The organism is Candidatus Nanosyncoccus nanoralicus, assembly GCF_004138405.1.
Taxonomy (GTDB): domain Bacteria; phylum Patescibacteriota; class Saccharimonadia; order Saccharimonadales; family Saccharimonadaceae; genus Nanosyncoccus; species Nanosyncoccus nanoralicus.
In genome coordinates this window covers 1-23,288 of record NZ_PRLL01000006.1, presented here as the reverse complement: position 1 = coordinate 23,288, position 23,288 = coordinate 1, and the positions used below count along the sequence as shown (strand labels likewise).

17 protein-coding genes are annotated in these 23,288 nt (G+C 39.9%); 16 read left to right on the top strand and 1 reads right to left on the bottom strand.

What is annotated here, in order from left to right:
• From G3KMM_RS01510 to infB, 16 genes are all read left to right on the top strand, one after another.
• The coding region (locus G3KMM_RS01510) for a class I tRNA ligase family protein (RefSeq protein WP_164998466.1) at positions 1-1,397 on the top strand (1,397 nt) is incomplete at its 5' end.
• A 961-nt stretch (positions 1,398-2,358) separates the two neighbouring features.
• Positions 2,359-2,739, top strand: coding sequence for a hypothetical protein (locus G3KMM_RS01505; protein ID WP_129604585.1), 381 nt, complete (start codon positions 2,359-2,361; stop codon positions 2,737-2,739).
• A 1-nt stretch (position 2,740) separates the two neighbouring features.
• The gene (locus G3KMM_RS01500) at positions 2,741-5,068 is read left to right on the top strand and encodes a hypothetical protein (RefSeq protein ID WP_129604582.1); all 2,328 of its coding nucleotides are present in this window, start codon (positions 2,741-2,743) and stop codon (positions 5,066-5,068) included.
• Positions 5,069-5,108: 40 nt separating this feature from the next.
• Positions 5,109-6,434 carry a DUF11 domain-containing protein gene (locus G3KMM_RS01495; protein ID WP_129604580.1) on the top strand — a complete coding sequence of 442 codons (1,326 nt, stop codon included), beginning with the start codon at positions 5,109-5,111 and terminating at the stop codon, positions 6,432-6,434.
• A gap of 280 nt (positions 6,435-6,714) precedes the next feature.
• On the top strand, positions 6,715-7,023 hold the full coding sequence (gene rplU, locus G3KMM_RS01490) for a 50S ribosomal protein L21 (RefSeq protein WP_164998465.1): 309 nt from the start codon (positions 6,715-6,717) through the stop codon (positions 7,021-7,023).
• Positions 7,024-7,078: 55 nt separating this feature from the next.
• On the top strand, positions 7,079-7,882 hold the full coding sequence (locus G3KMM_RS01485) for a ParA family protein (protein WP_129604575.1): 804 nt from the start codon (positions 7,079-7,081) through the stop codon (positions 7,880-7,882).
• Entirely contained in the window at positions 7,882-8,730 is an 849-nt protein-coding gene (locus tag G3KMM_RS01480; protein WP_129604573.1) for a ParB/RepB/Spo0J family partition protein, read from the top strand. Before G3KMM_RS01485 ends, G3KMM_RS01480 begins: the two co-directional genes overlap by 1 nt.
• Positions 8,731-8,771: 41 nt before the next feature.
• Positions 8,772-10,238, top strand: coding sequence for a RelA/SpoT family protein (locus G3KMM_RS01475; protein ID WP_129604570.1), 1,467 nt, complete (start codon positions 8,772-8,774; stop codon positions 10,236-10,238).
• Between the two features lie 373 nt (positions 10,239-10,611).
• The gene (locus tag G3KMM_RS01470) at positions 10,612-12,276 is read left to right on the top strand and encodes a peptidoglycan D,D-transpeptidase FtsI family protein (RefSeq protein ID WP_195157075.1); all 1,665 of its coding nucleotides are present in this window, start codon (positions 10,612-10,614) and stop codon (positions 12,274-12,276) included.
• A gap of 1 nt (position 12,277) precedes the next feature.
• Entirely contained in the window at positions 12,278-13,312 is a 1,035-nt protein-coding gene (locus G3KMM_RS01465) for a phospho-N-acetylmuramoyl-pentapeptide-transferase (RefSeq protein ID WP_129604564.1), read from the top strand.
• Positions 13,313-13,324: 12 nt separating this feature from the next.
• Positions 13,325-14,674, top strand: coding sequence for an FtsW/RodA/SpoVE family cell cycle protein (locus G3KMM_RS01460; protein WP_129604561.1), 1,350 nt, complete (start codon positions 13,325-13,327; stop codon positions 14,672-14,674).
• Between the two features lie 7 nt (positions 14,675-14,681).
• A complete protein-coding gene (locus G3KMM_RS01455) occupies positions 14,682-15,944 on the top strand; it encodes a UDP-N-acetylglucosamine--N-acetylmuramyl-(pentapeptide) pyrophosphoryl-undecaprenol N-acetylglucosamine transferase (RefSeq protein ID WP_129604558.1) in 1,263 nt (420 codons plus the stop codon).
• A complete protein-coding gene (locus tag G3KMM_RS01450) occupies positions 15,941-16,480 on the top strand; it encodes a hypothetical protein (RefSeq protein ID WP_129604555.1) in 540 nt (179 codons plus the stop codon). Before G3KMM_RS01455 ends, G3KMM_RS01450 begins: the two co-directional genes overlap by 4 nt.
• Positions 16,481-17,417: 937 nt before the next feature.
• Positions 17,418-18,296 carry a 16S rRNA (cytosine(1402)-N(4))-methyltransferase RsmH gene (gene rsmH / locus G3KMM_RS01445; protein WP_129604552.1) on the top strand — a complete coding sequence of 293 codons (879 nt, stop codon included), beginning with the start codon at positions 17,418-17,420 and terminating at the stop codon, positions 18,294-18,296.
• A gap of 575 nt (positions 18,297-18,871) precedes the next feature.
• Entirely contained in the window at positions 18,872-19,228 is a 357-nt protein-coding gene (locus tag G3KMM_RS01440) for a hypothetical protein (RefSeq protein WP_129604549.1), read from the top strand.
• A gap of 118 nt (positions 19,229-19,346) precedes the next feature.
• Positions 19,347-21,122, top strand: a complete 1,776-nt coding sequence (gene infB / locus G3KMM_RS01435; RefSeq protein ID WP_164998463.1) for a translation initiation factor IF-2 — start codon at positions 19,347-19,349, stop codon at positions 21,120-21,122.
• A gap of 955 nt (positions 21,123-22,077) precedes the next feature.
• On the opposite strand, the gene G3KMM_RS01430 is transcribed toward infB, so the two are convergent.
• Positions 22,078-23,288: TraM recognition domain-containing protein (locus G3KMM_RS01430; RefSeq protein ID WP_164998462.1), on the bottom strand; the 1,211-nt coding region annotated here is incomplete at its 5' end.

Genomic DNA, 23,288 nt, shown 5'->3' with positions numbered 1-23,288 from the left:
AAGATTATCACCGTCCTTGGGTGGATGAAATCGAATTTGATATCGAGGGCGAGCATTTTAAGAGAATTGAAAAAGTGCTTGACTGCTGGTTTGAATCTGGCTCGATGCCATTTGCACAGCTACATTATCCATTTGAAAATAAGGAGAAATTTGAACAAAATTATCCAGCTGACTTTATTGTGGAGTATGTGGGGCAGGTGAGGGCTTGGTTTTATTATGTGCACGTGGTAAATACTGCATTGTTTGGTAATAAAGCTTACAGAAATGTAATTACAACTGGTACAGTGGCAGGTAATGACGGCCGTAAAATGTCCAAGTCGCTTGGAAACTATACCGATCCAACAGAGTTAATGGATAAGTATTCGGCTGATGCACTACGTTTCTTAATGCTTTCATCGCCAGTGTTAGCAGGGGAGGATTTTGCCCTAATCGATAAGGATGTTTCTGATGTTGCGAGAAAGTTATCGATGATTTGGAATGTATACGACTTCTTTACGATGTATGCTTCCGTGGATGGATTTGATTCAAAACAGGCGATTGCAGTTTCAAAGCTGGAGAACCCTCTAGATATTTGGTTAGTCTCAAGAGTATATGAACTGCGTAATGAAATTACTAAGGGTATGGAAGCCTATAATATTCCGAGTGCATTATCGAATGTATTATTATTTATCGATGACCTATCAAACTGGTTCGTACGACGCTCAAGGAGGCGCTTCTGGAAATCAGAGGATGATACAGATAAGAATGCGGCATATTCCACGTTATACTTTGTCTTAGTATATCTAGCTAAAATCTTAGCTCCATTTACGCCATTCTTAGCGGAAGAGCTATATCAGAAAATGACTGGAGCAGAGTTTGATTCTTCAGTGACAGAGTCAGTGCATCTATTGGACTGGCCGGAAGCGGGGGAGATTAACCAGAAAGTGCTTGAGAAGATGGCGAGAACTCGTGAGATCATTACTGAAGGTTTGGCTCTAAGAATGAATAAGAGTGAGACGGAAGAGCAAATCAAGGTAAGACAACCACTTGCTGAATATATTTATGAAGGTGAACCACTGGATGAATATTATGAACAAATCATTGCAGACGAGGTTAATGTAAAATCAGTGAGAGCTGGCGAAAAAGCTTATCTGGATAAGCATTTGACCGAAGAATTGCTTGAAGAAGGCTTTATTCGCGAGCTAATTCGCTTTGTGCAGGCTGCGAGGAAGGAAGCTGGACTTGAGGTTGATGATAGAATTAAACTATCAATCGATACGGAGATTAGTGAGGATTGGCAGGATATACTAAAAGCTGAGGTGTTAGCAGTAGAGCTTGGACAAGATAATAATTATCAGTATGATGAAGTTGTGAAAGTTAATGGTAAGAATATTACTATCTCGCTAGAAAAGGCCTAAGAAAGGGCAAAACACAAAAAGGACACGTGAAGAGCGGGTCCTTTTTGTGAAATAATAATGTAACTGATGAGTTTTTAGTGGGTGAGCTAACAGAGGTAGATTTTGAAATTAAATGATAATTCCAATAAAAGTGTTGACAAATAAGCATAAACATGATATCATTAAAACAAGTTAGATAATAAATAAAAACAAAAAGCAAATAAAAATAAATCTAACAGAAAAGGAGCGGTGGGGAAGCTAAACAAGAAAGATAAAAGGTAAGTGAGGGATAAGACCCATGTAAGGATAAGAATAAAGATATAGAGAATAATATAATACAATCAAAATAAGAAGAAAGAAAAAAAAGAATGAAGAGAGGCCGATCCTAAGAGCCATTAAGAACAAGCTTAGGACTGGCAAGAAAATAAAAGGCTACTTATTGAAAAATAGGTAGCCTAAAAAATATAAATAAATTAATTAATTTGTTCAGTTGTATTTTTTAAAAATATGCTAGAATAGAATAAATAAGCAAAAAATAAAAACAAAAAGAAGGGGAATATATGACGTTTGAATATTTCAACGATGAATCAGGATATAGTTTAAAAAAGACAGTGAGCCCAGAAGCTCAGGCTAAAATTTTGGCTAGACTTGGACGAGCTGGTCTAAAAATTGCTTAGAGGCTTTGATTAACGATAAGCTTGGCTAGAAGCTAAGATTTTTGATGAAAATAGCACCTTGGGTGCTATTTTTTGTATAAATAAATTGCTCAATTGAAAGAATGATAATTTTTATACATTGGCATATATATAAAAAATTTATTCAACTTCTTAAAATAACTTGAACGGAGAATAAGCTAACCGAAGTTGTGTGAGTGTATAAAAAAATAAATAAAGATGTTGACTATTTTTAACACTAGCGATATGATGGGGGCATAAAAGTCATATTTTTAACATAAAAAACTAACAGAAAGGTCTTTATCGCTATGGTAGAAGATGAGACGAGAGCGGTTAGTGCTGGAGCACAAACTGCGTCGTTTGAAGAGCCTGATCTTACGGGTTTGACACAGGATCAATTAATTGATCTTTTTGTCAATAATCTAGTTGAAGAAAAGGGGCAAAATATTTCAGAAACAGAGAAGCAGCAAATCGCTGATGATCTTAAAGATGCTGTAATGACAGAGATCTTAATGAGCTTGCCTGATTATTTAGTAAATAAAATTAATGACAGCTTTGAAAATGGTACTGCATCAGAGGAGATGATTGAAGCTGTGGTCGAAGAGTCTGGCATTGATGCTAGCAAGATAGCTGAAAAAGTAATGATCAAATTCAGAGATGATTATCTAAATAATAAGGAGGAAATGTAAGATGGGTAATCCTAACAAACTTGGTAACGGGAATAGTGGTGATAGTACTCTAATAAATGATTGGAAGGATATCGGTGACCTAATTGATTTTGCTCCTGCTAATAATAATGTGGAGCCATCAAAATCTTCTAAAATCGACATTGTTGATGATGTAGATGATGACTTTGAAGAAGTTGATCTGGATGGGGCTACTAAAAATACGTTAGGACAAGAGCCAGTTATCGTTGTTGGTCAAGATGATTTGAATAGCGATAGGGTTAGTAATAGTTTTTTGTCTAGCGTCGATGGAGCTTTGGCGCGTTACCAGGATGATCGTATTAATAAAGCCAATAACGCTGGCGATAAAGACGATGCTAAGATTGATATTGTGGATGACAACGATGATCTTGACGGAGCTCCTGTGGTCGGGCAACCAAATAAAATTAGCGACTCCAAAGATACGGCTAAGGATGATGTTGGAAATAATGTAGACGATGACATTGATGATAGTCCGGAGCGTACAGGCACCATCGGTAATAAGGTTCGTAATATTATGGATCGCTTTAAAAAGACTGGTATTGGTAAGCTCTTTGTTAAGGGTTGCCTTGTTGCTGCGTTGGTTGGTGCGATTGGTGTGGCACATCATAATGGTTATAACAGCGGAGCTGCCAATGCAACGGCGAAGATGGAAGCCAAGATTAACGAGATGGAGGCCAAGATCAACTCTATTAATGAGAGTCAATTAGGTTCTGACGCAGCGACTAAAGAATTAGACAGGACCGCTACTACCTCAAATGCAGAAGTAGATACTGAAAAGACGGATAAAAGTGTAGATGTGGTAACTGCAGATGGACGAGTAATTGAAAGTGTCAATTTTGAGCTAGGTGGCGATAATTCTGGTGCTGACATGATTGATAGATCTTTGATGGAATCTAGTCACTTTGGAGCGCTCACCACGAAGCCAGCTGAATGGTTGAATGGTGGTGAAGGAGCTGAATTCCGAGCTGCGGAGGGGAACGCTGATGCCATGGACTCTCTATTAAAGAAGTCAATTGAGGAATTTAACGGTCATGCTGGTGATGTTGCTGTATTAGTGCAAGAGGCATATTCTCTTGGATATGTAGATAAAGCTCAGATGTCTTTGGAGCAAAAAGGTGCTGATACTATGGCGATAATGAAGGATAACGCTAAATATAACGATATGAAATCCTTTGTAGAGCAGAAAAAAATAGATCTTGAAAAGAATATGGGGCACGGTTTAATGCTCTTAACTGATGGTCAGCACTATGCTTCACCTTATATTAGGGCTGTTGATGCACAGGGCAATTTGGCTAAAAGCGTTAGCGAAATACAAAGCGTGAGCCATCATGTTGATAAGAGTGTTAACCCATATGAAGGTGGGGTGCTAGTTATTACGGATGTGGTGCAAGGTACGAATCTGAATTATTATGAAGCAAATCCAGAAGCTAAAGAAATGGCGCTTAGAAGTATGGGGCTAATTGCACCCGACTCTTCAGAATCTCAAATCAAAGAGGCGATGAAAAAATATATGGTTCTTGGACACGAAGCTGGTTGTAAGCAACTTTGCGCTGTTGAGGTTACACCGAAGGATACATCTACTTATAAGGTTGAGTATAAGACACCTGAAAAATCTAGTTCAACTTCTGATAGAGAAAAAGTTATTATTGATGAGGTAAAACCAAATCCTGATGAAAACCCAAGTCCTGAAAATAATACAACAGTAACTACCGAGAATAAAATCACTACAGGTACTCGTCATATTTATAGATCTACTCATGGCAGTCATAATCATGATAGGATTACTCCTCAGGGTAAAGAGGATGAAAAGCCAAGGGATAATGAAACTCCAAAGGACAAACCGGGTGAGAACCCAGGTGAAACTCCAAAGGATACTCCAGGCGAAAATCCAAAGGATAATGAAAAGGTACTGGAAGCGAAAACTGCTGACGTGAAAGGGGCAGATGAATTTGATACTCAGAAAGCAAATACCGTTACAGATCAGACAGTAGAAGCAACTCTTGGATCTGAGCAGGAAAATGCAAGAATGGAAGTATCAGGAGCTGAAGTTGGAAACAAGACCGTGGAGGAAAAAGAGGTTGTCGAAGAATTCTCCAAAAAAGATGAGTCTGGTATAGAGAATACCGATAAAACCCTAGATCAAGTTGAAAACAATGAAAGCTTAAATACGGGCACATCAGAAAAGCAATCTGATGCTGAGGCAAAAATGACTGTTGAAGAGGCAAAAGAATCAACAGAGAAGGCTCCGGATACCTCATATGATTTAGATTATGCTTCTGCCGAATGGGACTTTTCAAACTTTGGAAACTAGTTAATCACTTTTAAGAGCTCTAAAAAAATAAAGGAGAGGAATGAGAACAAACACAAACACAAAAACATGGGATGTGTTGCGCCACACGGCGCATCGCATCTTGCCAGTGGTAGGCTTACTATCACTGGGTGCGGCAGCAGTGCTGCCGGTAGGGGAAACTCATGCGTTTGAGACATGGGGTCCAGAACGTCCAACATATACATGGCAGAAACCAGCTGACCATGCAACGTTGAACTCAATTACGGATGATCCAGTAATGGGTGATGAGCGTAACTTCGTAAGAATTCGCAAAGCTGGAACAAATGATAAGTTTGATGACAATGTCATGGCGGAACCGGGGGCTGAATATGAAGTTCAGGTATTCTTTCATAATAACGCAGCTGCAAATTTAAATGATGCTACTGGCCGTACTTTTGCAAAGCCAATTCGCGTTAGGATGAATGAAATCTCTGCTAGTATTACTAAGGGGCAATCAGCAATGATTAAAGGGTTGATTACTGCTGATAACGCTACTCCGAAAGAAGTATGGGATACTGCGTATATTCAAACAAATCAAACCGTATCATTAAGGTATGTTCGTGGATCTGCTCGTATTCATAATGGTGGTAAACTAAACGGAAGCTTAATCGATGATGATGCTCTGTTTGGCAAATATGGTGGTACCTTTGTTGGTTACGATCAATGGGGTTATCTTCCAGGCTGTAATGAGTATTCCGGTAATATTACCTTTAGGATTAAGGTTGATAAGGCTGGTTTTGATATGAACAAGAGTGTATCAAAAGATCTAGCTAATAACTACCAGAATTCTATTGATGCTGTACCTGGTGAGACTCTAGACTTTAAAATTCATTTTAGAAATACTGGAACAACAGTATTGAGAAATGTATCTGTATATGACCTACTTGGTAAAGGCATGAGTTTTGTTCCTGGAACAACCCGTATCTTTAATGCTGGACATCCTAATGGAACTTTCGAAAAGGATAATTTATTTAAAAATGGTTTCAATATTGGTGACTACAAAGGTGGAACAGATGCAACTATTACCTATAAGGTAAAAATTGACGATGATGAGAAAATGTTCCCATGTGGCCAAACCGTAACAATTGAGAATAATTCTGCGGCTGCTATTGATGTAGCTACTATTCATGATAAGGTACAGGTTCGTGTGACAAGGAAGTGTGGTGACACGCCAAAAAATCCTACTCCAAAAACACCTGAGACACCAAAAGAATTACCTCGTACTGGTGCCTCTGAAGTGGTACTTGGTATGGTAATTACTGCAGTACTTGGTATTGGTATTGCTTACTATCTCGCTTCAATGAAGCAACTCAATAAACTTGAATCAGCTGCAAAGGGCAAGAAATAATCACTAAGAAGAACTTAGTAGATAGACTAATTGCAACTGAGTAAAAAAATAATAAAGACAAAGTTAATCTTTATCGCACATTAAAAACTTTGAAAAAATAGTTTGAAAAACAACTATAGTACCTTATTGAACCTTAAAAGTATGACCAAAATAAAAATCTTTTGAGATGAGTGCATAGAGAATAATAAAATGAATAAATTTATTATTTTCGAGACCGGATTTGATTTAATGAATCAAATATGATAAAATGATTCCTAGTTATTACTAAATAAGGAATATTATGAAAAAGGCAGTTGTACTCATCGGCGGCAAGCAATATGTCGTAGCTGAGAAAGAGACCCTACGGGTGGACCTCCTCCCGGAAGGCACAAAAGAGCTCGAAACTGGTGCTTTACTTGTAATTGACGGAGATAAAACCCTCGTTGGTACTCCTGAAGTAGAAGGCGTAAAGGTTTCAGCCAAGGTGGTAGAAGAGAAGGTTGCAGGAGATAAGATCCGCGTGATCCGTTACCATTCTAAGAAGCGTGTACATAAAGAAACTGGACACCGCCAAAAATATAGTTTAATTGAAATTACTTCAATTAAATAAGAAAAAGACTCCAAGACGGAGTCTTTTTTTAGTGTTTATGGTAATATAGAATTATATGGCGACGGTGATTTGTATAACAAACCAAAAAGGTGGAGTAGGTAAGACCACGACGGCAGTTAATCTTGCATTCTTTTTGGCTAAAAATAAGAAAAAAACACTTTTGATTGATTTTGATCCACAGGGGAATGCAACTTCTGGCCTTGGAATTGATAAGATGCCGTTTGAGGCGGATTACGAAAAAGAGGGGATTAGTAGAACCATGTCCGAAGTGTTGCTGGGTCAAAAAGAGTTAAGTGAAATTATATTGAACACTAAATTTAAGGACTTAGATTTAGCGCCAGTTACCCCTCAACTTGCTAATGCAGAAGTAAATTTAGCAAAGTTGGATAAAAAATTTGTTCAGCTCCGAGAAGCGATTAAACGAATAAAAAATTTATACGACTATATCATTATCGATTCGCCACCAAGCCTATCTCTTTTAACTGTGAATGGAATGATTGCTTCAGATTATCTTTTATTGCCAGTACAGACAGAGTTTTACGCCCTTGAGGGGGTTGCTCAGTTGCTGGATTCAGTGAAATTAGTAAGAAAGGAAATGAATCCAGATTTGAAGCTGCTTGGAGTGCTTGCGACGATGTATGATAAGAGAACATCGCTTTCAGTGCAGGTATTAGAGGAGATTCGCAAATACTTTAAGGAAAAAGTCTTTAGTTCGTTGATCCCTAGAAATGTGAGATTAGCGGAGGCGCCAAGCCATGGTGTGCCAGTAGGGGCTTATGATCCATTTAGTAAAGGTTCAAGAGCTTATAAAGATTTAGCCAAGGAAGTAATTCAAAGAGTAGAGAAAGGGGAGAAATAATGGCAGGCAGAGGTTTAGGTAGGGGGTTCGATAGTCTTATCCCTACAGATATAGTAGAGGGTGATTTTGATATTACGGCTGGCGAAGATGCAAAAGAAAGCCAGTTGGTTGAGCTTGATCTTGAGATGGTTATCCCAGATAAGGAACAGCCGCGTAAGGAATTTTCTGAGGAAGCCTTAAATGCTTTAGCAAGCTCGATAAAAGAACATGGAGTCTTGCAGCCGATCGTGGTGGTTCGAGAAGATGGCAAGTATAAAATTGTGGCTGGCGAAAGGCGCTTTAGAGCATCAAAGATTGCGGGGCTATCAAAGATTCCAGCAATCATTCGTACGATTGATGCACAGAATCGCTTAGAGCTTTCGATTATTGAAAATGCTCAGCGTGAGGATTTAAATGCAATTGAAATGGCGACGGCATATGCTAAGCTAAAGAGTCAGTTTAACCTATCTCCTGCGGAAATTGCGACGCGCGTGGGGAAGAGTGAGTCTTCAGTAATTAACACAATGAGACTTTTAAACCTTCCGGACGATGTAAAGAGAGCAATGATAGAGCATAATCTTACCGAGGGAGTGATGCGACCGTTGATTTCGGCTGATCCAGAACTAGTAAGACAAATTCTGCCAATGATTATTGAAGAGGGTTGGACGGCACGACGAGTTGAGCGTTATATTGCTGAGAATAAAAAACGTAGCTCCACTAAAATTGTGAAAGAGAATGTATTTTTGCGTCAAGAAGAAGATTTAAGTGCTAAATTTGCAGTTAAGGCGAGAGTTAGGGGAAGGACTTTGACCTTAACTTGTAAAAACGATGAAGAACTAAAAAATCTAATTAATCGATTATCTGAGTAAAAAAGTTATTCAATCTTAGTTCTACAGAGAGGAGTGGAGTAGTGAGTAAAAAAATTATACAGAGCGAACGTATTAAGAAGGCTGTAGACTTTGCAACGAAAGCACATGAGGGACAGAAGAGGAAATCTGGAGAACCATATATTATCCATCCAAAAGCAGTAATGGAGACCCTCCTTGAGTGGGGAATGGATGAAGATACGGCAATAGCAGGGGTGCTTCACGATACAGTGGAAGATACTGGAGTAACTTTAGAAGAAATTAAGCAAGAATTTGGTGAACCAGTGGCCTTTTTGGTGGATGGGGTGACAAAAATCGGTAAGGCAAGACAGGGGATGAGGGACATTGACACTTATTTGCCGGTGACAAGAGATAATCTTTTGCGACTTTTAGTGGCAACGGGGTCAGATATTCGAGTATTGATCATTAAGTTGGCGGATAGATTACATAATTTAAGAACACTTTCAGCACTTTCACCGGAGAAACAGAAGAAGATAGCGAAGGAGACCTTGGAGATTTTTGCGCCACTTGCTGACCGCTTAAATATGGGGAAATTAAGGGTGGAGATGTCTGATATCGCGTTCTCATATGTGGATCCAAGAAGATATGAGGAATTGAAGAAAATCATTGAAACTCGTAATCAATCTGCGGAAAAAGCCTTAAAAAAGATTAAAAATGAGGTATCAGAGGCGCTATCTAAGGAAAAAATCAATTTTGAGATCAATGGAAGGGTAAAATCGGTCTATTCGTTGCATAAAAAATTGGCTAAATACAACCAAAATATTAACGAAGTGTATGATTTGACTGCATTAAGAGTGATTGTGGATGATATTACGAGCTGCTATTTGGTTCTAGGATTAATCCATAGCTTATACACACCGATGACGGGCAGAATTAAAGATTATGTGGCAGTACCGAAACAAAACGGTTATCAGTCGCTACATACGACGGTTATCACCCCTGATAAAAGAATTGTAGAGTTTCAAATTCGAACAAAAGACATGCATGAATACGCCGAGCGGGGCCTTGCAGCAAGTTTTTACTACAATGAGCAGAAGTTGACGGAAAGCTATAAAACAGGGAAGATCCAGCATTTACCAACCAACTTGCTATGGATTTCAGAGCTGCAGATGGCGGCAGCTAAGCTAAGGGATGGCCAACAGGTTGACTTAAAAAAGCTAAAACTAAATCTTTTTGCCGATAAGATCTTTGTTTATACACCTAAAGGAGATATTATTGATTTACCAGTGGGGGCTTTACCTCTTGATTTTGCTTATAGACTACATTCGGAAGTAGGCGGACACGTGATCGGCGCAAAGATTAACGGAAAATTGTCAAATTTGAATACAAAATTAAAAAGCGGTGACGTGGTGGAGATTTTGACGAGCAAAAATCAAACAGTAAGAGCGAGTTGGTTGGATAAAATTATTACACCACACGCGAGGGCTAAGATAAAACAACAGCTAAGTCGAACAATCGAATCTATAGTTGGGCCAAATAAAAAGAAGTAATTCTGCGTTTGTTGATTTTTGTATAAATTATTTATTTTTTAGCGGTAAATAGAAAGAGTTTATGCTTTTATTTTTAGTGATTGACCTCTGTAAAATAAAAATGAATAGTAGATAAAAAAGAGAAGTTTTTAGAAGATTTAAATTAAAGCAAAAGCGGAATACTGGTGAAGATGAAAGAGATAAATTTAGTAAATCGTTGATATAGTTTATGCTTAAATTTTAGTGATGTTATCTCTATAAAATCATAAAAAATGAAAGACGATTATGGTATAATTTGATTAAAATGAAAGTTAAGCAAATGCGGAAAAGAACAGACCTGATTAGGATAGTGCTTGCGCTTTGTTTTTTGATGATTATTTTAAGAGTATATTTTTTGCAATTAATCGAACATCAGAAATATGTAGATTTGGCTTTATCTCAACAAATGATGCAGAATACGATTTTTGCGAAGCGGGGGGAAATTTATATGATGGATGGCACACAGACAACACCTGTGGTGATGAATGAGAAAGTTTACACTATTTCGGTTGATCCGTTTTTATTGAGAACCGAACAGGGGCAAAACCGATCTCAAGTTTTGGCTAAAATTGATGGCTTAATACAGGGGTACGGGGTAAATACTTGGGAGAAGGTGTTTGCGAATGAAGCTTCACGATATGCGGTGATTGCTAGGAATGTGCCATATGAAAAAGCCAAGCAGATTAAGGAGGCGGAAATTGCAGGAGTCTATGCGCAGGGATCAACGAAACGTGTGTATCCAGAAGGTGATTTAGCGGCGCAGGTTTTGGGCTTTGTGAATGCGGACGGTAAGGGTCAGTATGGTGTTGAAGGGGGATTAGACAAGGAGCTGACTGGGGTGAACGGTATCCTTAAAACAGTGAAGGATGTTAATAATATACCTTTGACGATTGGTAAGAATAATGTAAAAGTGCCGGCGCAGGATGGAAAGAATATCGTGTTGTCAATTGACCGCAATATTCAGAAAAAGGCGGAAGACGTAGTAAAGAGTGTATCTGATAAATTCCAGATTTCACATGCCTCGGCGGTGGTGATGAATCCAAGAAATGGGCAAATTTTAGCAATGGTGGGGACGCCAAGCTATGACCCGGCAGAATACGCTAAGGTGACGGATGCGCGAGTATTTCAAACAGACGTGACGATGGACGCTTTTAACCCAGCTTCGGTTTGTAAGACATTTGCGCTAGCGGCAGCGGTGGATAGTGGAGTAATGACTCCCGAGACAACATATCTAAATACTGACCTTGTAACGATTGATGGATGGCCAATTCAGAATGCAATTAAGGGACATACGGGGGTGATATCTATGCAGGAGGTATTTACTTATTCATTGAACATAGGGTCGATTCAAGCGTTGAGACTCTTGGGAGGATCAGAAACAGAGATTACTTACCAAGGAAAGGAAAAACTGTATGACTATTACTACAATAGGCTGGGATTAGGAAAATATACGGGAATCGAGCTTGCTGAAGCAAGAGGAACTATTGTGCCTCCAACGGATATTGACGCGACTAATGCGAGATATGCAAATATGACGTTTGGACAGAGCTTGGACCTAACAATGATTCAGGTAGTAACAGCTTTTTCAGCGGTGGTGAATGGCGGTGACTACTATACGCCAACTCTAGTGGCAGGGGAAATGAAGAATGGAGAATTTGTGAGAAGTGAACTGAGGTCTCGAGATCACCAAGCCTTGGAGTCATCGACGAGCGAAACAATGCGTAGAATGTTACATACAGCCAGATTGGTTTTTCCAAATGTAAGGGGATATGACGAGGGGGTATATGTGGGCGGAAAAACGGGAACGGCACAGGTGGTAAAAAATGGTAAATACACATTTGATGAAACGATTGGTACTTATGTGGGGTATGGTGCGAGGTCAGAGACTGACTATCCGGAGTATGTGATTATGACGAAAGTGCGAGCAGATAACCGTAGGCTAGATGGCGGAATGAATGCGAAGCCAATATTTGATGAGATTAGTCAGTTTATGGTAAACTATTTAAAGATGAGGAGGTGAGATGAGGGGTAGTTTAGACGGGAATGCTTTATATGGTCTGCTTTTGGCATTGGGAAGCTTTCTTCTGGCAATGTTTTTGACGCCAATTTATACAAATTTCGCCTACAAATATCATTTTTGGAAGAAACAAAAAAAGACTACGGTGCAGGGTGATGCTTTGCCAGTGATGACAAAATTGCATGAGCATAAATTTAAGAGAGTGTTCCCCACGATGGCGGGAATTATTGGAGTGATTGTGGTAGCAGTAGTTACCTGGTCATCTAACTGGAACCGTGCAGAAACCTGGTTGCCGCTTGCCGGCTTCTTAGGCGGGGCTTTAGTGGGGTTAATTGACGATTTAATCAATGTGTTTGGAACTGGTTCTGGTGCGGCGGGCTTGAGGGCACCGGTGAAATTTTCGATGATTACAATCGTGGGACTAGCTTTAGGATGGTTTTTTACCTATAAACTGGGCTGGACTAGCCTACATATTCCATTCCACGGTGATTTCGAACTTGGTGCAGTTGTAATGATGCTACTATTCGCCTTCTCGGTAGTTGCAACCTCGAACGCGGTGAATATTTCGGATGGATTAGACGGTTTGGCTGGTGGTCTTGCTATGATGGCTTATGGCTCGTTTGGGATTATTGCGTTATTTAGGGGACAAATTGCCTTATTTGCCTTTTGTATGACAGTGGTTGGTTGGCTGCTTTCCTATGTTTGGTTTAATGTGCCACCTGCGCGTTTTATGATGGGAGATGTTGGTTCGTTTGCATTGGGGGCAGGACTCGGAGTGGTGTCAATGATGACAAATTCGTTCTTATTGTTACCAATTATAGGTCTACTGTTTGTAGTGGAAGCTGGTTCTTCGTTAATTCAGATGACTTCTAAGCAACTATTCCACAAAAAGATATTTTTGTCGGCACCAATACATCATCATTTGGAGGCAAGTGGTTGGGGTGAGGCTAAAATTGTGATGCGTTTTTGGGTGATTGCTGGAGTGATGGGGATTATCGGTGTGTTTATTGCGATGGCTGGGGGAATTATTCCTTTATAGAAAGAAGTAATTATGCGCAAACATCAAACAGACAAACGAATTTTTATAGCTACTTTTATATTAGTATTAATCGGAACGATTATGGTGAGTATTATCGGGCCTTCTTATACTAATATTCAGAATATTGCGTATGGGCGAAATGATGATCCAAACCAGACTTTTAAGAGTCAAATTTTGTATGTGTTTCTAGCCTTCGTTACGATGATCTTCTTTTTGAGATTGCCTTTGAAGCAGGTAGAAGGTGAGGGCGGGAAGCACAAGAAAATATTAAATATGACGATCAAGTTACCTGAGATTTTAATGTTTGGTAGTTTAATTTTGTGTCTAATAATGTATATCAGCTCGCTGACGGTGGAACTGCCGTTTGTGAGATGTGCACTTGGAGCATGTCGATGGCTGAATCTGGGGATTTTTCAGTTACAGGCGGCGGAATTAGTGAAGTTTGGAGCATTATTCTATTTTGCAAAGATCTGTACAGAGTACAGGGAGAAAGGTGGTTTTTCTGGAAAGAAAGAGCATATGACTTCTCGCGGTGACGGAGTATTAAGAAATACTAAATATAGTTACCAAAATAAAACAAGGTTAGCTGACGCAAAAAAACAAAAAGGAAAGGTGGGTGAGCTAACGTCTGAGATTAGAGATATTCTTACTAAAACAGAAGGTAGGGTGTTTTGGCTAAAATATATTTCGACTTTAGGTGTGGCGGTCTTTTTCTTGGTGGTGGCGCAGAAAGACCTGGGTTCGGCACTGCCTCTAATTGCGATGGCGCTGGCGATGCTGTTAGTGAGTGGAGCAAGATTAAAGTATTTCTTGATAATTGGAGCGGCGGGAATGGTACTAGCGGTGTTGGCGCTAAGTTCGCCACATCGACAGGAACGTTTGAAGGGGTTTTTACAGGGTGATTCTTCTAATGCTTATCATATTAATAATGCCTTAATTGCGATTGGGGCAGGAGGTTTATTTGGTGTAGGTATTGGAAATAACGTTCAGACGGCAGGATATTTACCGGAATCGATCACTGACTCGATGTTTGCAGTGATTGGGGAAACGATTGGTTTTGTGGGGATTTCTGTGGTGCTATTTTTCTATTACATGCTGCTCTCTAGAATTTTAAAAGTTGCTGATTGTACGAAAGAAAGTTATTACCAGATGATTACAATTGGAATTTTTGCCTGGCTGGCTGGACATGTGGTGGTAAATATTGCGGCGATGATTGGATTGGTACCACTGACCGGCATTACATTGCCCCTACTTTCAAAAGGAGGTACGAGCTTAATTTTGAATATGGCAATTATTGGCTTGGTATTAAATATTTCACAGTATACAATGAGAGCAGATTTAACGGACGCGGAAAGGAAATAATTTTCTTATGAAGGTATTAGTAGTTGGTGGTGGATCTGGTGGGCATATTACGCCTGCAATGTCGGTGATCCGCGAGCTACTTTTAAAATACCCAAATACGCAGGTGGAATTTTGGACTGACCGTAAATATTATAAAAATATCTTAAATCTTGCAAATGAAATGTCGGTGGGATGGGGCGAGGAAGAAGAGAAAAGTCGTAAAAACCGACAGTATATTCGTGTTCGTAAGGTGTTTGCTGGGAAATTTCGAAGATATCACGGCTTGAAGCTGAAAGACTATTTTGATCAAGGAGCGAGAACCTTCTTTGATGTGGTGTTTGGTAATGTTGCTGGGGCCGTAGGTTTTTTAATGGGGTTGACCCAGACTTTTTTGAGGTTAATAATAAAAAGACAGCGACCAGACGTAGTCTTTTTAAAGGGAGGGTTCGTGGGGTTGCCAGTTGGTCTCGTGGCTGGGGTGCTCAGAATTCCTTATGTGCTACACGAATCTGATGCGGTCTTTGGTTTAACTAATCGTATTTTGATGAAAAAGGCGGTTAAAATTGCGACGGGTGTACCGGTTGAGGTAGAGAAATATAGTGAAGAAATCGCAAAAAAAATTGAGTGGGTGGGGATTCCGGTGGCGCCAGAATTTATGCCAGTGTCGGCCTCGATGCAGAATAACTTAAAGCGGGAATTAGGGTTTAACTCTAGGAAGAAGTTGGTGGTAATAACTGGGGGTTCGCAGGGGTCAGAACACTTAAATATGTCAGTGAGTGTGATCTTAGAGAAATTATTAGAAAAGGCAAGTGTGGGGCTGATTGCTGGGCGAAAATATTATGACACAATGCTGGAGTTAAAAGATTTTGAGAAATGGAGCAGGGCAAAATTGGACTCAGATTTTAGAATGTGGAATTTTTCTCCAAAAATGAGTGAAATACTGGGAGCAGCAGACCTAGTGGTATCAAGGGCGGGCGCAACAACCATTACGGAGCTTGCGGCTCTCAAAAAACCGGTCATTTTGGTGCCTTTTGAAAAGTTGCCTGGTGGTCACCAAACAAAGAATGCTGAAAGGTTGAGTAAATCCGAGGCGGTAGAGATGGTGCTTGATAGCAAGATGATGGAAAAGCCAGAGTTATTATTGAACAAAATTTTTAAGTTACTAGATGATGATGAAAAAAGAGAGAGACTGGCGAACAATTTACATGAACTTGCGAAACCAGAGGCATCTAAGCGCATGATGGAGATTATTGTGGAGGCTAAAAATAAAAAACGGGTGGAAAACGAATGAGATTAGGTAGGACGATTGCAGGAAACCGGGACGTAGTTGAGAGTGAGCTCGCGAGGCAACAGCTACTTGAGAAGCGTGAAAAGAAAAAGAAAATACAATTGTTATTACTTGGTATAGTAATTGTAGCAACGGTGGTGCTTGGAGTGGTAATAATTCAGAGTGCAGTAAAGAAAGTTCCGGCGGCGAATCAGAAGAAAGTTGAAACGATAAAATATACGCCTACGGTGAGCATCATCGATGAAGACGGTTCAAATTTTATTACTGAGCGAACAAAACAATACGTGGGGTTGTTTGAAAAAGATGCGAGTGAGAGCGGGCTGAAGATAATAAAAGCCATTATCCCGGCGGGTAAGGCGCGAGAGGTGGATCTGTATTTTGAGGGTCGAGAGGAATTTTACAAATGCAATTTAGACCGAGGGACAGCAGAAACACTAGAGGATATAATTAGGATGATAGGATTCCTGAAAAAACAGAACCTGAAGGTGGGCTATGTGGATGTAAGGATTGAGGGGCGTGCTTATTATAAGACAATATAGGGGGGTATATAGAGGGGTAAACCGGAGCAAAAGTCCGGTTTTTTGTTGGTGGAGATTAGTTATAGAAAATAGGTGAAGAATAAAGTCTTAAACCAGTAGTAATTCCTGTTCGGTTTTTAGATGCTAGGGAGATAATTTATTTTGCAATAATTAATTAAAAATACAAGTACCTAAATGATTAAAACACGTTCGGTTCAAGTTTGATGTGTTCGGATTTTTATATAATGAAAATAATAATATGCAAGAGGGGGGAATTAAAATTATTAAAAAATTTATAGAGGAGAGTGGAAAGTTTTACACAGTTGTGGAAAAGTGAATAAATGAAATGCTACAAAATAATAGGGGTGAGATTACAATGACCGAGTTGTGGATAACGGGGGAATATTTGCATAATATATAAACATGTGGAAAAGTAAGTTGAAAAAGTTGGAAAAAATATTTAAAAAGCACTTGCATTATGTAGTTAATGGCGCTAAACTAAGGTCAGTGGATAACAAAACAAAAACCACAAACAAAAAGATGAAAAACAATGAGTAATCAAGCGAAGAAGAATTTAGAAGATAATCAAGATTACGAAGTAATTCGCTTGGTAAAGAAGAACAATAGTTAAAAAGCGGTCTTTTTGGCACATTAAAAAATGTTTGAGGTCGGTCAACTAGGAGTCTTGGCGCGCGTTTAGGAAACGCGTCATCAAAACCATTAGTACATCTATAAACACCTCCCAATTAACTCAACAAACAACCTACACAATAAGTCTCTCAACGGTTATAGTCATATATTTAGTTTTGCACTGGATAAAACTATAGCAGCATTTATTGTTTAGAAATTTTAAACAAAAAACATACAAACACAAACACGCTGAAATTTCTAGTTGAGCGATCTCAAACTAAAGAGCTTCTATATAACAGAGAATATAAGTCTTTGATATAATAGGAGCATGGAAGAGCTTCATAAACCAGTGTTACTATCAGAAGTTCTCGAGACTTTGCAACCGAATCCGGGTGAATCATATTTAGATTTGACGGCGGGATATGCAGGTCATGCGGGAAAGATTTTGGCGGTTACGCGGAATTATAAAGAATCGGTTCTAGTGGACCGAGACGAGAATACAATTAAGGTCCTATCAGAGAAGTACCCTGAGGGTGAATTTGATATAAAACTATTGCATGAAGATTTTTATAATGCGGCGCAGTCTTTAATCGAGTGTGGAAAAACTTTTGATATGATTTTAGCTGATTTTGGGGTATCTTCACCGCAACTGGATAATTCAGAGCGAGGTTTTTCATTTATGCATGAGGGGGCGCTGGATATGCGAATGGATCAAACACAAGACTTGTCGGCGGAGACGATTGTAAACCATTGGTCAGAAAAAAGGCTAATTGAGATTTTTGAGCAATATGGGGAAGAATCATCGGGACTGGCTAGAAAACATGCGAGAGAAATTGTGTATAACCGGCCATGGAAAACTACGAAGGAGCTGGCGGAAGCCTTAAGTCCGAAAGGATGGTATGGCAAGCACCCAGCAACCAAAGTTTTTCAAGCAATCAGAATTGCTGTAAATGAAGAATTAACCTTGATCGAAAAAACTTTACCGTTGATTCCGAAATTACTGAAACCAGGTGGACGCATTGCGATAATTACTTTTCATAGCTTAGAAGATAGGCTGGTGAAACAGTACTTTAAAGAGGTAAGTTCACTGGGAAGGGAATCAGAGTTAGAGATTTTGAATAAAACACCAATTGTTGCGGGCATGGATGAATTAGTTATCAATCCAAGGGCTAGAAGCGCAAAACTGAGGGCAGCTAGAAAAATTTAGTAGACAACTAAACTAGACTGAACGGGGACGGGCCGATGGTTTTTGGGATGATAAAAATAAAAATAAAAAGGAGGCAATATGCCAAAGCAAATCATTGTCAAAAACTCATCTCGAGCACAGAAAATCAAAGTTAATTTTCGCTAGGGAAAATAAATAATCTAAACTTAAGTCTTTAAGACCTTAATTTTGGATGCATCAGACCCTTCGGGGTCTGCTATCGGGAAACTTTCGGAAACGACGGCGTCCCGACACGGTTGTTAAGTCAACTGGGATAAGTGTTTAACAAAAAAGATATGACCTTCCCGAAAGCTCTTATTAGCGATGCGGTGGTGCGGCTAATAAGGGGTTTCGGTCTATGACGGGGTAAATTCGCTAAACGAAGGCACTCCGACCCAAAAAACAAAAAACAAAACAAAACAAAAAATAACAAAAATTAAAAACTCTAATTAAAACCTTTATTTTGCTGAGAAGATTTTAGCGAGAGTTTTTTTGAAAACAAAAAGCGAGGAAAACAAATGCAGAGTGGAGCGAGAACTGTGCGACAACAGGGGTTTGGCAATTTACGTGGAATGAATATGCGCAATGTGAGCGAGCGTCCTCGGACTAGCTACCTTGCGAATGCAGTGAGCTCTGGATATTCACGTAATCGCAATACGGTGCGACATCAGGCGAGGGGAATTGGGCGAATTTCAGCAATTGCAATTTTAGTAATCGAAGTATTTATGATTGGCTTATTTTATGTCTCTGAGCAATCTAAGGTGACAACTTATGATTATAAAATGAGTGCAATGGATGCACAAATTGCTAATCTTGAAGCTGAGCGCGATGATTTAAAAGTTGAACAGGAAAGACTTAATTCAATCGCAAAGAACGCAAAGTCAACAGTGGCAGCCAATATGGAAACTGCACACGTGGCTGGTTATGCAGATTAGTTTAAGCTTATTTTAAACTTTGGCATTTTCTTATTCTCTATAAATATGGTAAAATAAGAGTAATTTTTACGCATTAAGCCTGTTTCTTATGATGGGCAAAAAACAGGGAAGGAGAAAAATGGCGGAGACCCAAGAGAAGATCATTCAGATCGCAGGCTCAATCACGGTAGATGAACTAGCGGAGGCGTTAGGGCTTTCGGTGACCGCATTAATCGGGGAGTTATTCAAGCAGGGAATTATGGCGACAATTAATCAACGCCTAGATTTTGATACTGCAAGTTTAATAATTGATGAATTAAAGTTGGAAAATGTCAGGTTGGAACGCAAGAATACCGCGACAAAAACCTCGAATTTTCACAGGGAATTATCAGAGAAGGCGGTTTTGCGCCCACCAGTAGTGGCTGTGATGGGCCACGTTGACCACGGTAAAACGACATTACTGGACTCTTTGCTACACAAGAAGACAGTAGAGGGGGAGGCTGGTGGTATTACGCAGCATATTTCGGCTTATCAGTTAAAACATGATGAGCGTTTGATTACCTTCTTGGATACACCAGGACACGAGGCCTTTGCGGCGATTCGTCAACATGGGGCAATGCTAACAGATATTGTAGTGATTGTGGTGGCGGCTGATGATGGCGTGAAGCCACAGACAATTGAGGCGATTAAATTTGCGCAGGGTGCAAATGCGAAGATTATTGTAGCAATTAATAAGATTGATCGTGAGGGGGCGGATATTCCACGTACAATGGCTGATTTGGCGCAACACGGTTTGCAGCCAGAGGAGTGGGGAGGGGATGTGACGATGGTGCCGATTTCAGCAAAGCGCGGTGACAACTTGGATAAATTACTAGATATGATTCTATTAACTGCCGATATTGAAGAATTGAAGGCGGACGTGGAAATTCCAGCAGAGGGGCTAGTGATCGAATCACATATGGAGATTGGTAAGGGGTCGGTGGTTAATTTATTGGTAACTGGCGGGGAATTAAAGACCGGAGAATTTGTAGTAGCTGGTAGTGTCTATGGTAAGATTCGTACAATGATGGACTTTAGGGGAAAACCAAAGGGAAAAGCTGCGCCTTCAACACCAGTAACAGTAACTGGTTTTAAGGAGTTACCAAACTTCGGTGATCGCTTTATTGAGGTAAAAGATGAAAAAACAGCTAGGAAGCAGGCGCTTTTGAATGCACAGGCTGAGGCCTCTGAAACGGCTTCAGCAAATGTGACTTCGTCGGATCTATTAAGGATGATGAATACTGCAGATAACTCAAAAGTCTTCAACGTAATTATTAAGGGCGATGTGCTAGGTTCAGTGACCTCTGTGGTGGATTCGTTAAAGATGATCGACACAAAGGGCGAAATTTCTCTAAATATTGTGTCTTCTGGCGTAGGTGATGTGACGGAAAATGACGTCTATATGGCTGAGGGAGACAATACGGTGATTTATGGCTTCAATGTAAATATCCCAACTAATATTGTGAAGTTAGCGGCAAGAGATGGTGTAGAAATTCGTAATTACCGGGTGATCTATGAGTTGCTTGATGATGCAAAACAGTCAATGGAACAACTGCTTGATGATGAGGTGGTCGAGGAAGAGACTGGTGAAATGAAGATTAAAGGGGTGTTTAGGACTGAACGTACGGCAATTATTGCTGGTGGAGAAGTTTTGACTGGTCGTGTTAATGCAGGAATGTTTGGTCGTGTCTATCATGAGAAAGAGCTGATTGGCGAGGTGGAAGTGGATTCAGTGCAGAAGGAGAAAATGCAGGTCAACGAACTGGTGGCTGGTGAGACTGGTGGTATTGCCTTTAAGCTGGAGAAGAGGCTTGTGATCGAGATTGGCGACCGTGTGAAATTCTTTACAAGGGAGCTAAGGAAGAAAAAGCTTTAGAAGATCAATCGATAAATAAGGTGCCTAGTGTGCCTTATTTATTTCTTGCTGTATTGTTCGGTTTTTGTTCGGAGATAGGGAAACAAACAAAAAGCAGTTTTTTATAGAAAAAATGATATTAAGATCTGACCGGCGGATGGACTGATTTCTTTGCGAAAAGAGATGGGGAAAGGCTTAGACAAGGGAAAGAGGAAAAAGTGAATTTTGGCTTAAAAATCCGTGAAATCTGACCAAAAAGCGAGTTTTCACAGAGAAATTTGTGAAAAAATGGATGCTAACAGGGGTGGGTTTGAGCTCGCAATTCTGGAGCTCTTCTCCGGTTTTTCGGAATTATTGAGAATTGCACGAGTTCTAACAGATATGAGCGGTAGTTTATAGGTATATTTATGAATTAATAAAGGTTTAAAAATCGAAAATGAAGTGTTTTCCTGCTGATTTTTTGTCTAGTTTAAGGGGTAACAGTAAGTGGATTAGTTTGGAGATAGATATTTGAGTTAGCTATGTAGGGGCAATGGTGATATATAGATGCACATGTGGTTCTATGGGTCCAGCTGGTTTCTTAATCTAGTGCGTCGTAAAATAGTTATTGTACGACATTGTAAATATGGACAAAAAACGATTAACTATACGTTTAAAATAAATTAAAAATTGGATCACAGTCAAAAATTGGGTCGTAATGTAGGAGTCTCTCATGCTATGTAGTCTTCCGGTAAGCTCTGACGCCATGAGAGGTTCTAGGAGCCACGTTAGTGGTTTGGAATAGATAATTATATACATGACTCTTTCCTGTTTAACATAAGAGTGTTTGCTGGGGTAATTATAGAAATAATAAGTAGATAACAGGGGTAGAGAAGAGTATGATTAGTTCCTAACAGGGGTAGAGAAGAGTTGGTTCTTAAAAACAGAAGTAAAGTTATGAGATAACAAAAAACACCCCTTGGAGGGGTGTTTTTTGTTAATGGTGGATAGAGAAATACCCACTATCTGGGGAACTGTTACTTCCCTGTAGATTCTGACGAAAACCGTTTTCGCCTAATTGATGCTTCCCTGGCAGATTTTGGCTGGTTGCAAAGCCAGGATGTCCATCATGAAGGTCGGAAGCGAAATTTGTTTTACGTGGGGCCTCAGTAGCGTGTGAAGGACTGACGATCGGAGTGAGTGGCACTGATTCAAAATTGGGCTTCTTTTTGTTCTTATTAAAGGGTTTTTTATTCTTTTGGCTGTGTTTTGAATTACTAATATTAGTATTTCCCTGCTCCACGGGCTTTTTAGGCGTTGTCTTTTCCTGTTCGCGAGTTAATTCTGTAGCAGACTTGACACCATTAGAGGTAATTGGCGTAACGGAATCCATCTGCTTAAGGACATTACCTAGATCCTTGAGGGTCATTGAGTCCTTCCCTGCGGCGGTATTAGGTGAGATTTTTTTAAAGGTTTGATAACTGGATTCTTTGATGAAGGCAGGCTTAGGTTGAGTGGGGGAAGTGTTTTGGATCGTGGTAGTATCTTCTTTATGGGGCTGGCGGCCAGAATCGGAGAGTTCTTTCTTGTATTTTTCACTCTGTTCGATAGTGGCACGAATTTCAGCCTCGACATCGGCACGAGCTCTAGAGAAGAGATTGCGAGAGTTGGTAATGATTGCATCTAGGTTATCTGTGGAGGCTTGAGGGATGTTGAGTGTGGTTGCAGAGAAGGCTGGCGCTTTTTCGCCATTAATAATCATGGAGATCACAAAGTGACGGTTATTCATTTGGATTAAATCAGAACTGTCAAAGGTTGGTTCGAATTGTTTGACTAGGATTGGTGCGTCATCGGCGGAAACACGGAAGGAGATGGTGGTACCGACGTTGCCAAAGACAGCGTCACGTACAGAGTCGGTCATCTGAGCAATGTACTGGTTGGCCACGGTGAGGTTTAGGCCATACTTGCGGGCTTCAGAGAGAATGACGGAGAATGAATCGGTGGCAAAGTTTTGGAACTCATCAACGTATAGATAGAACGGGCGGCGTTTTGAGACGTCTGGAATATCAGAGCGCGACATGGCAGCAAGCTGAATTTTGGTAACTAAGAAGGAGCCTAGGATACCTGCATTGTCTTCACCTATGAGACCTTTTGAGAGATTAACGACAAGGATTTTTCCTTCATCCATAATCTTGCGAACGTCAAAGC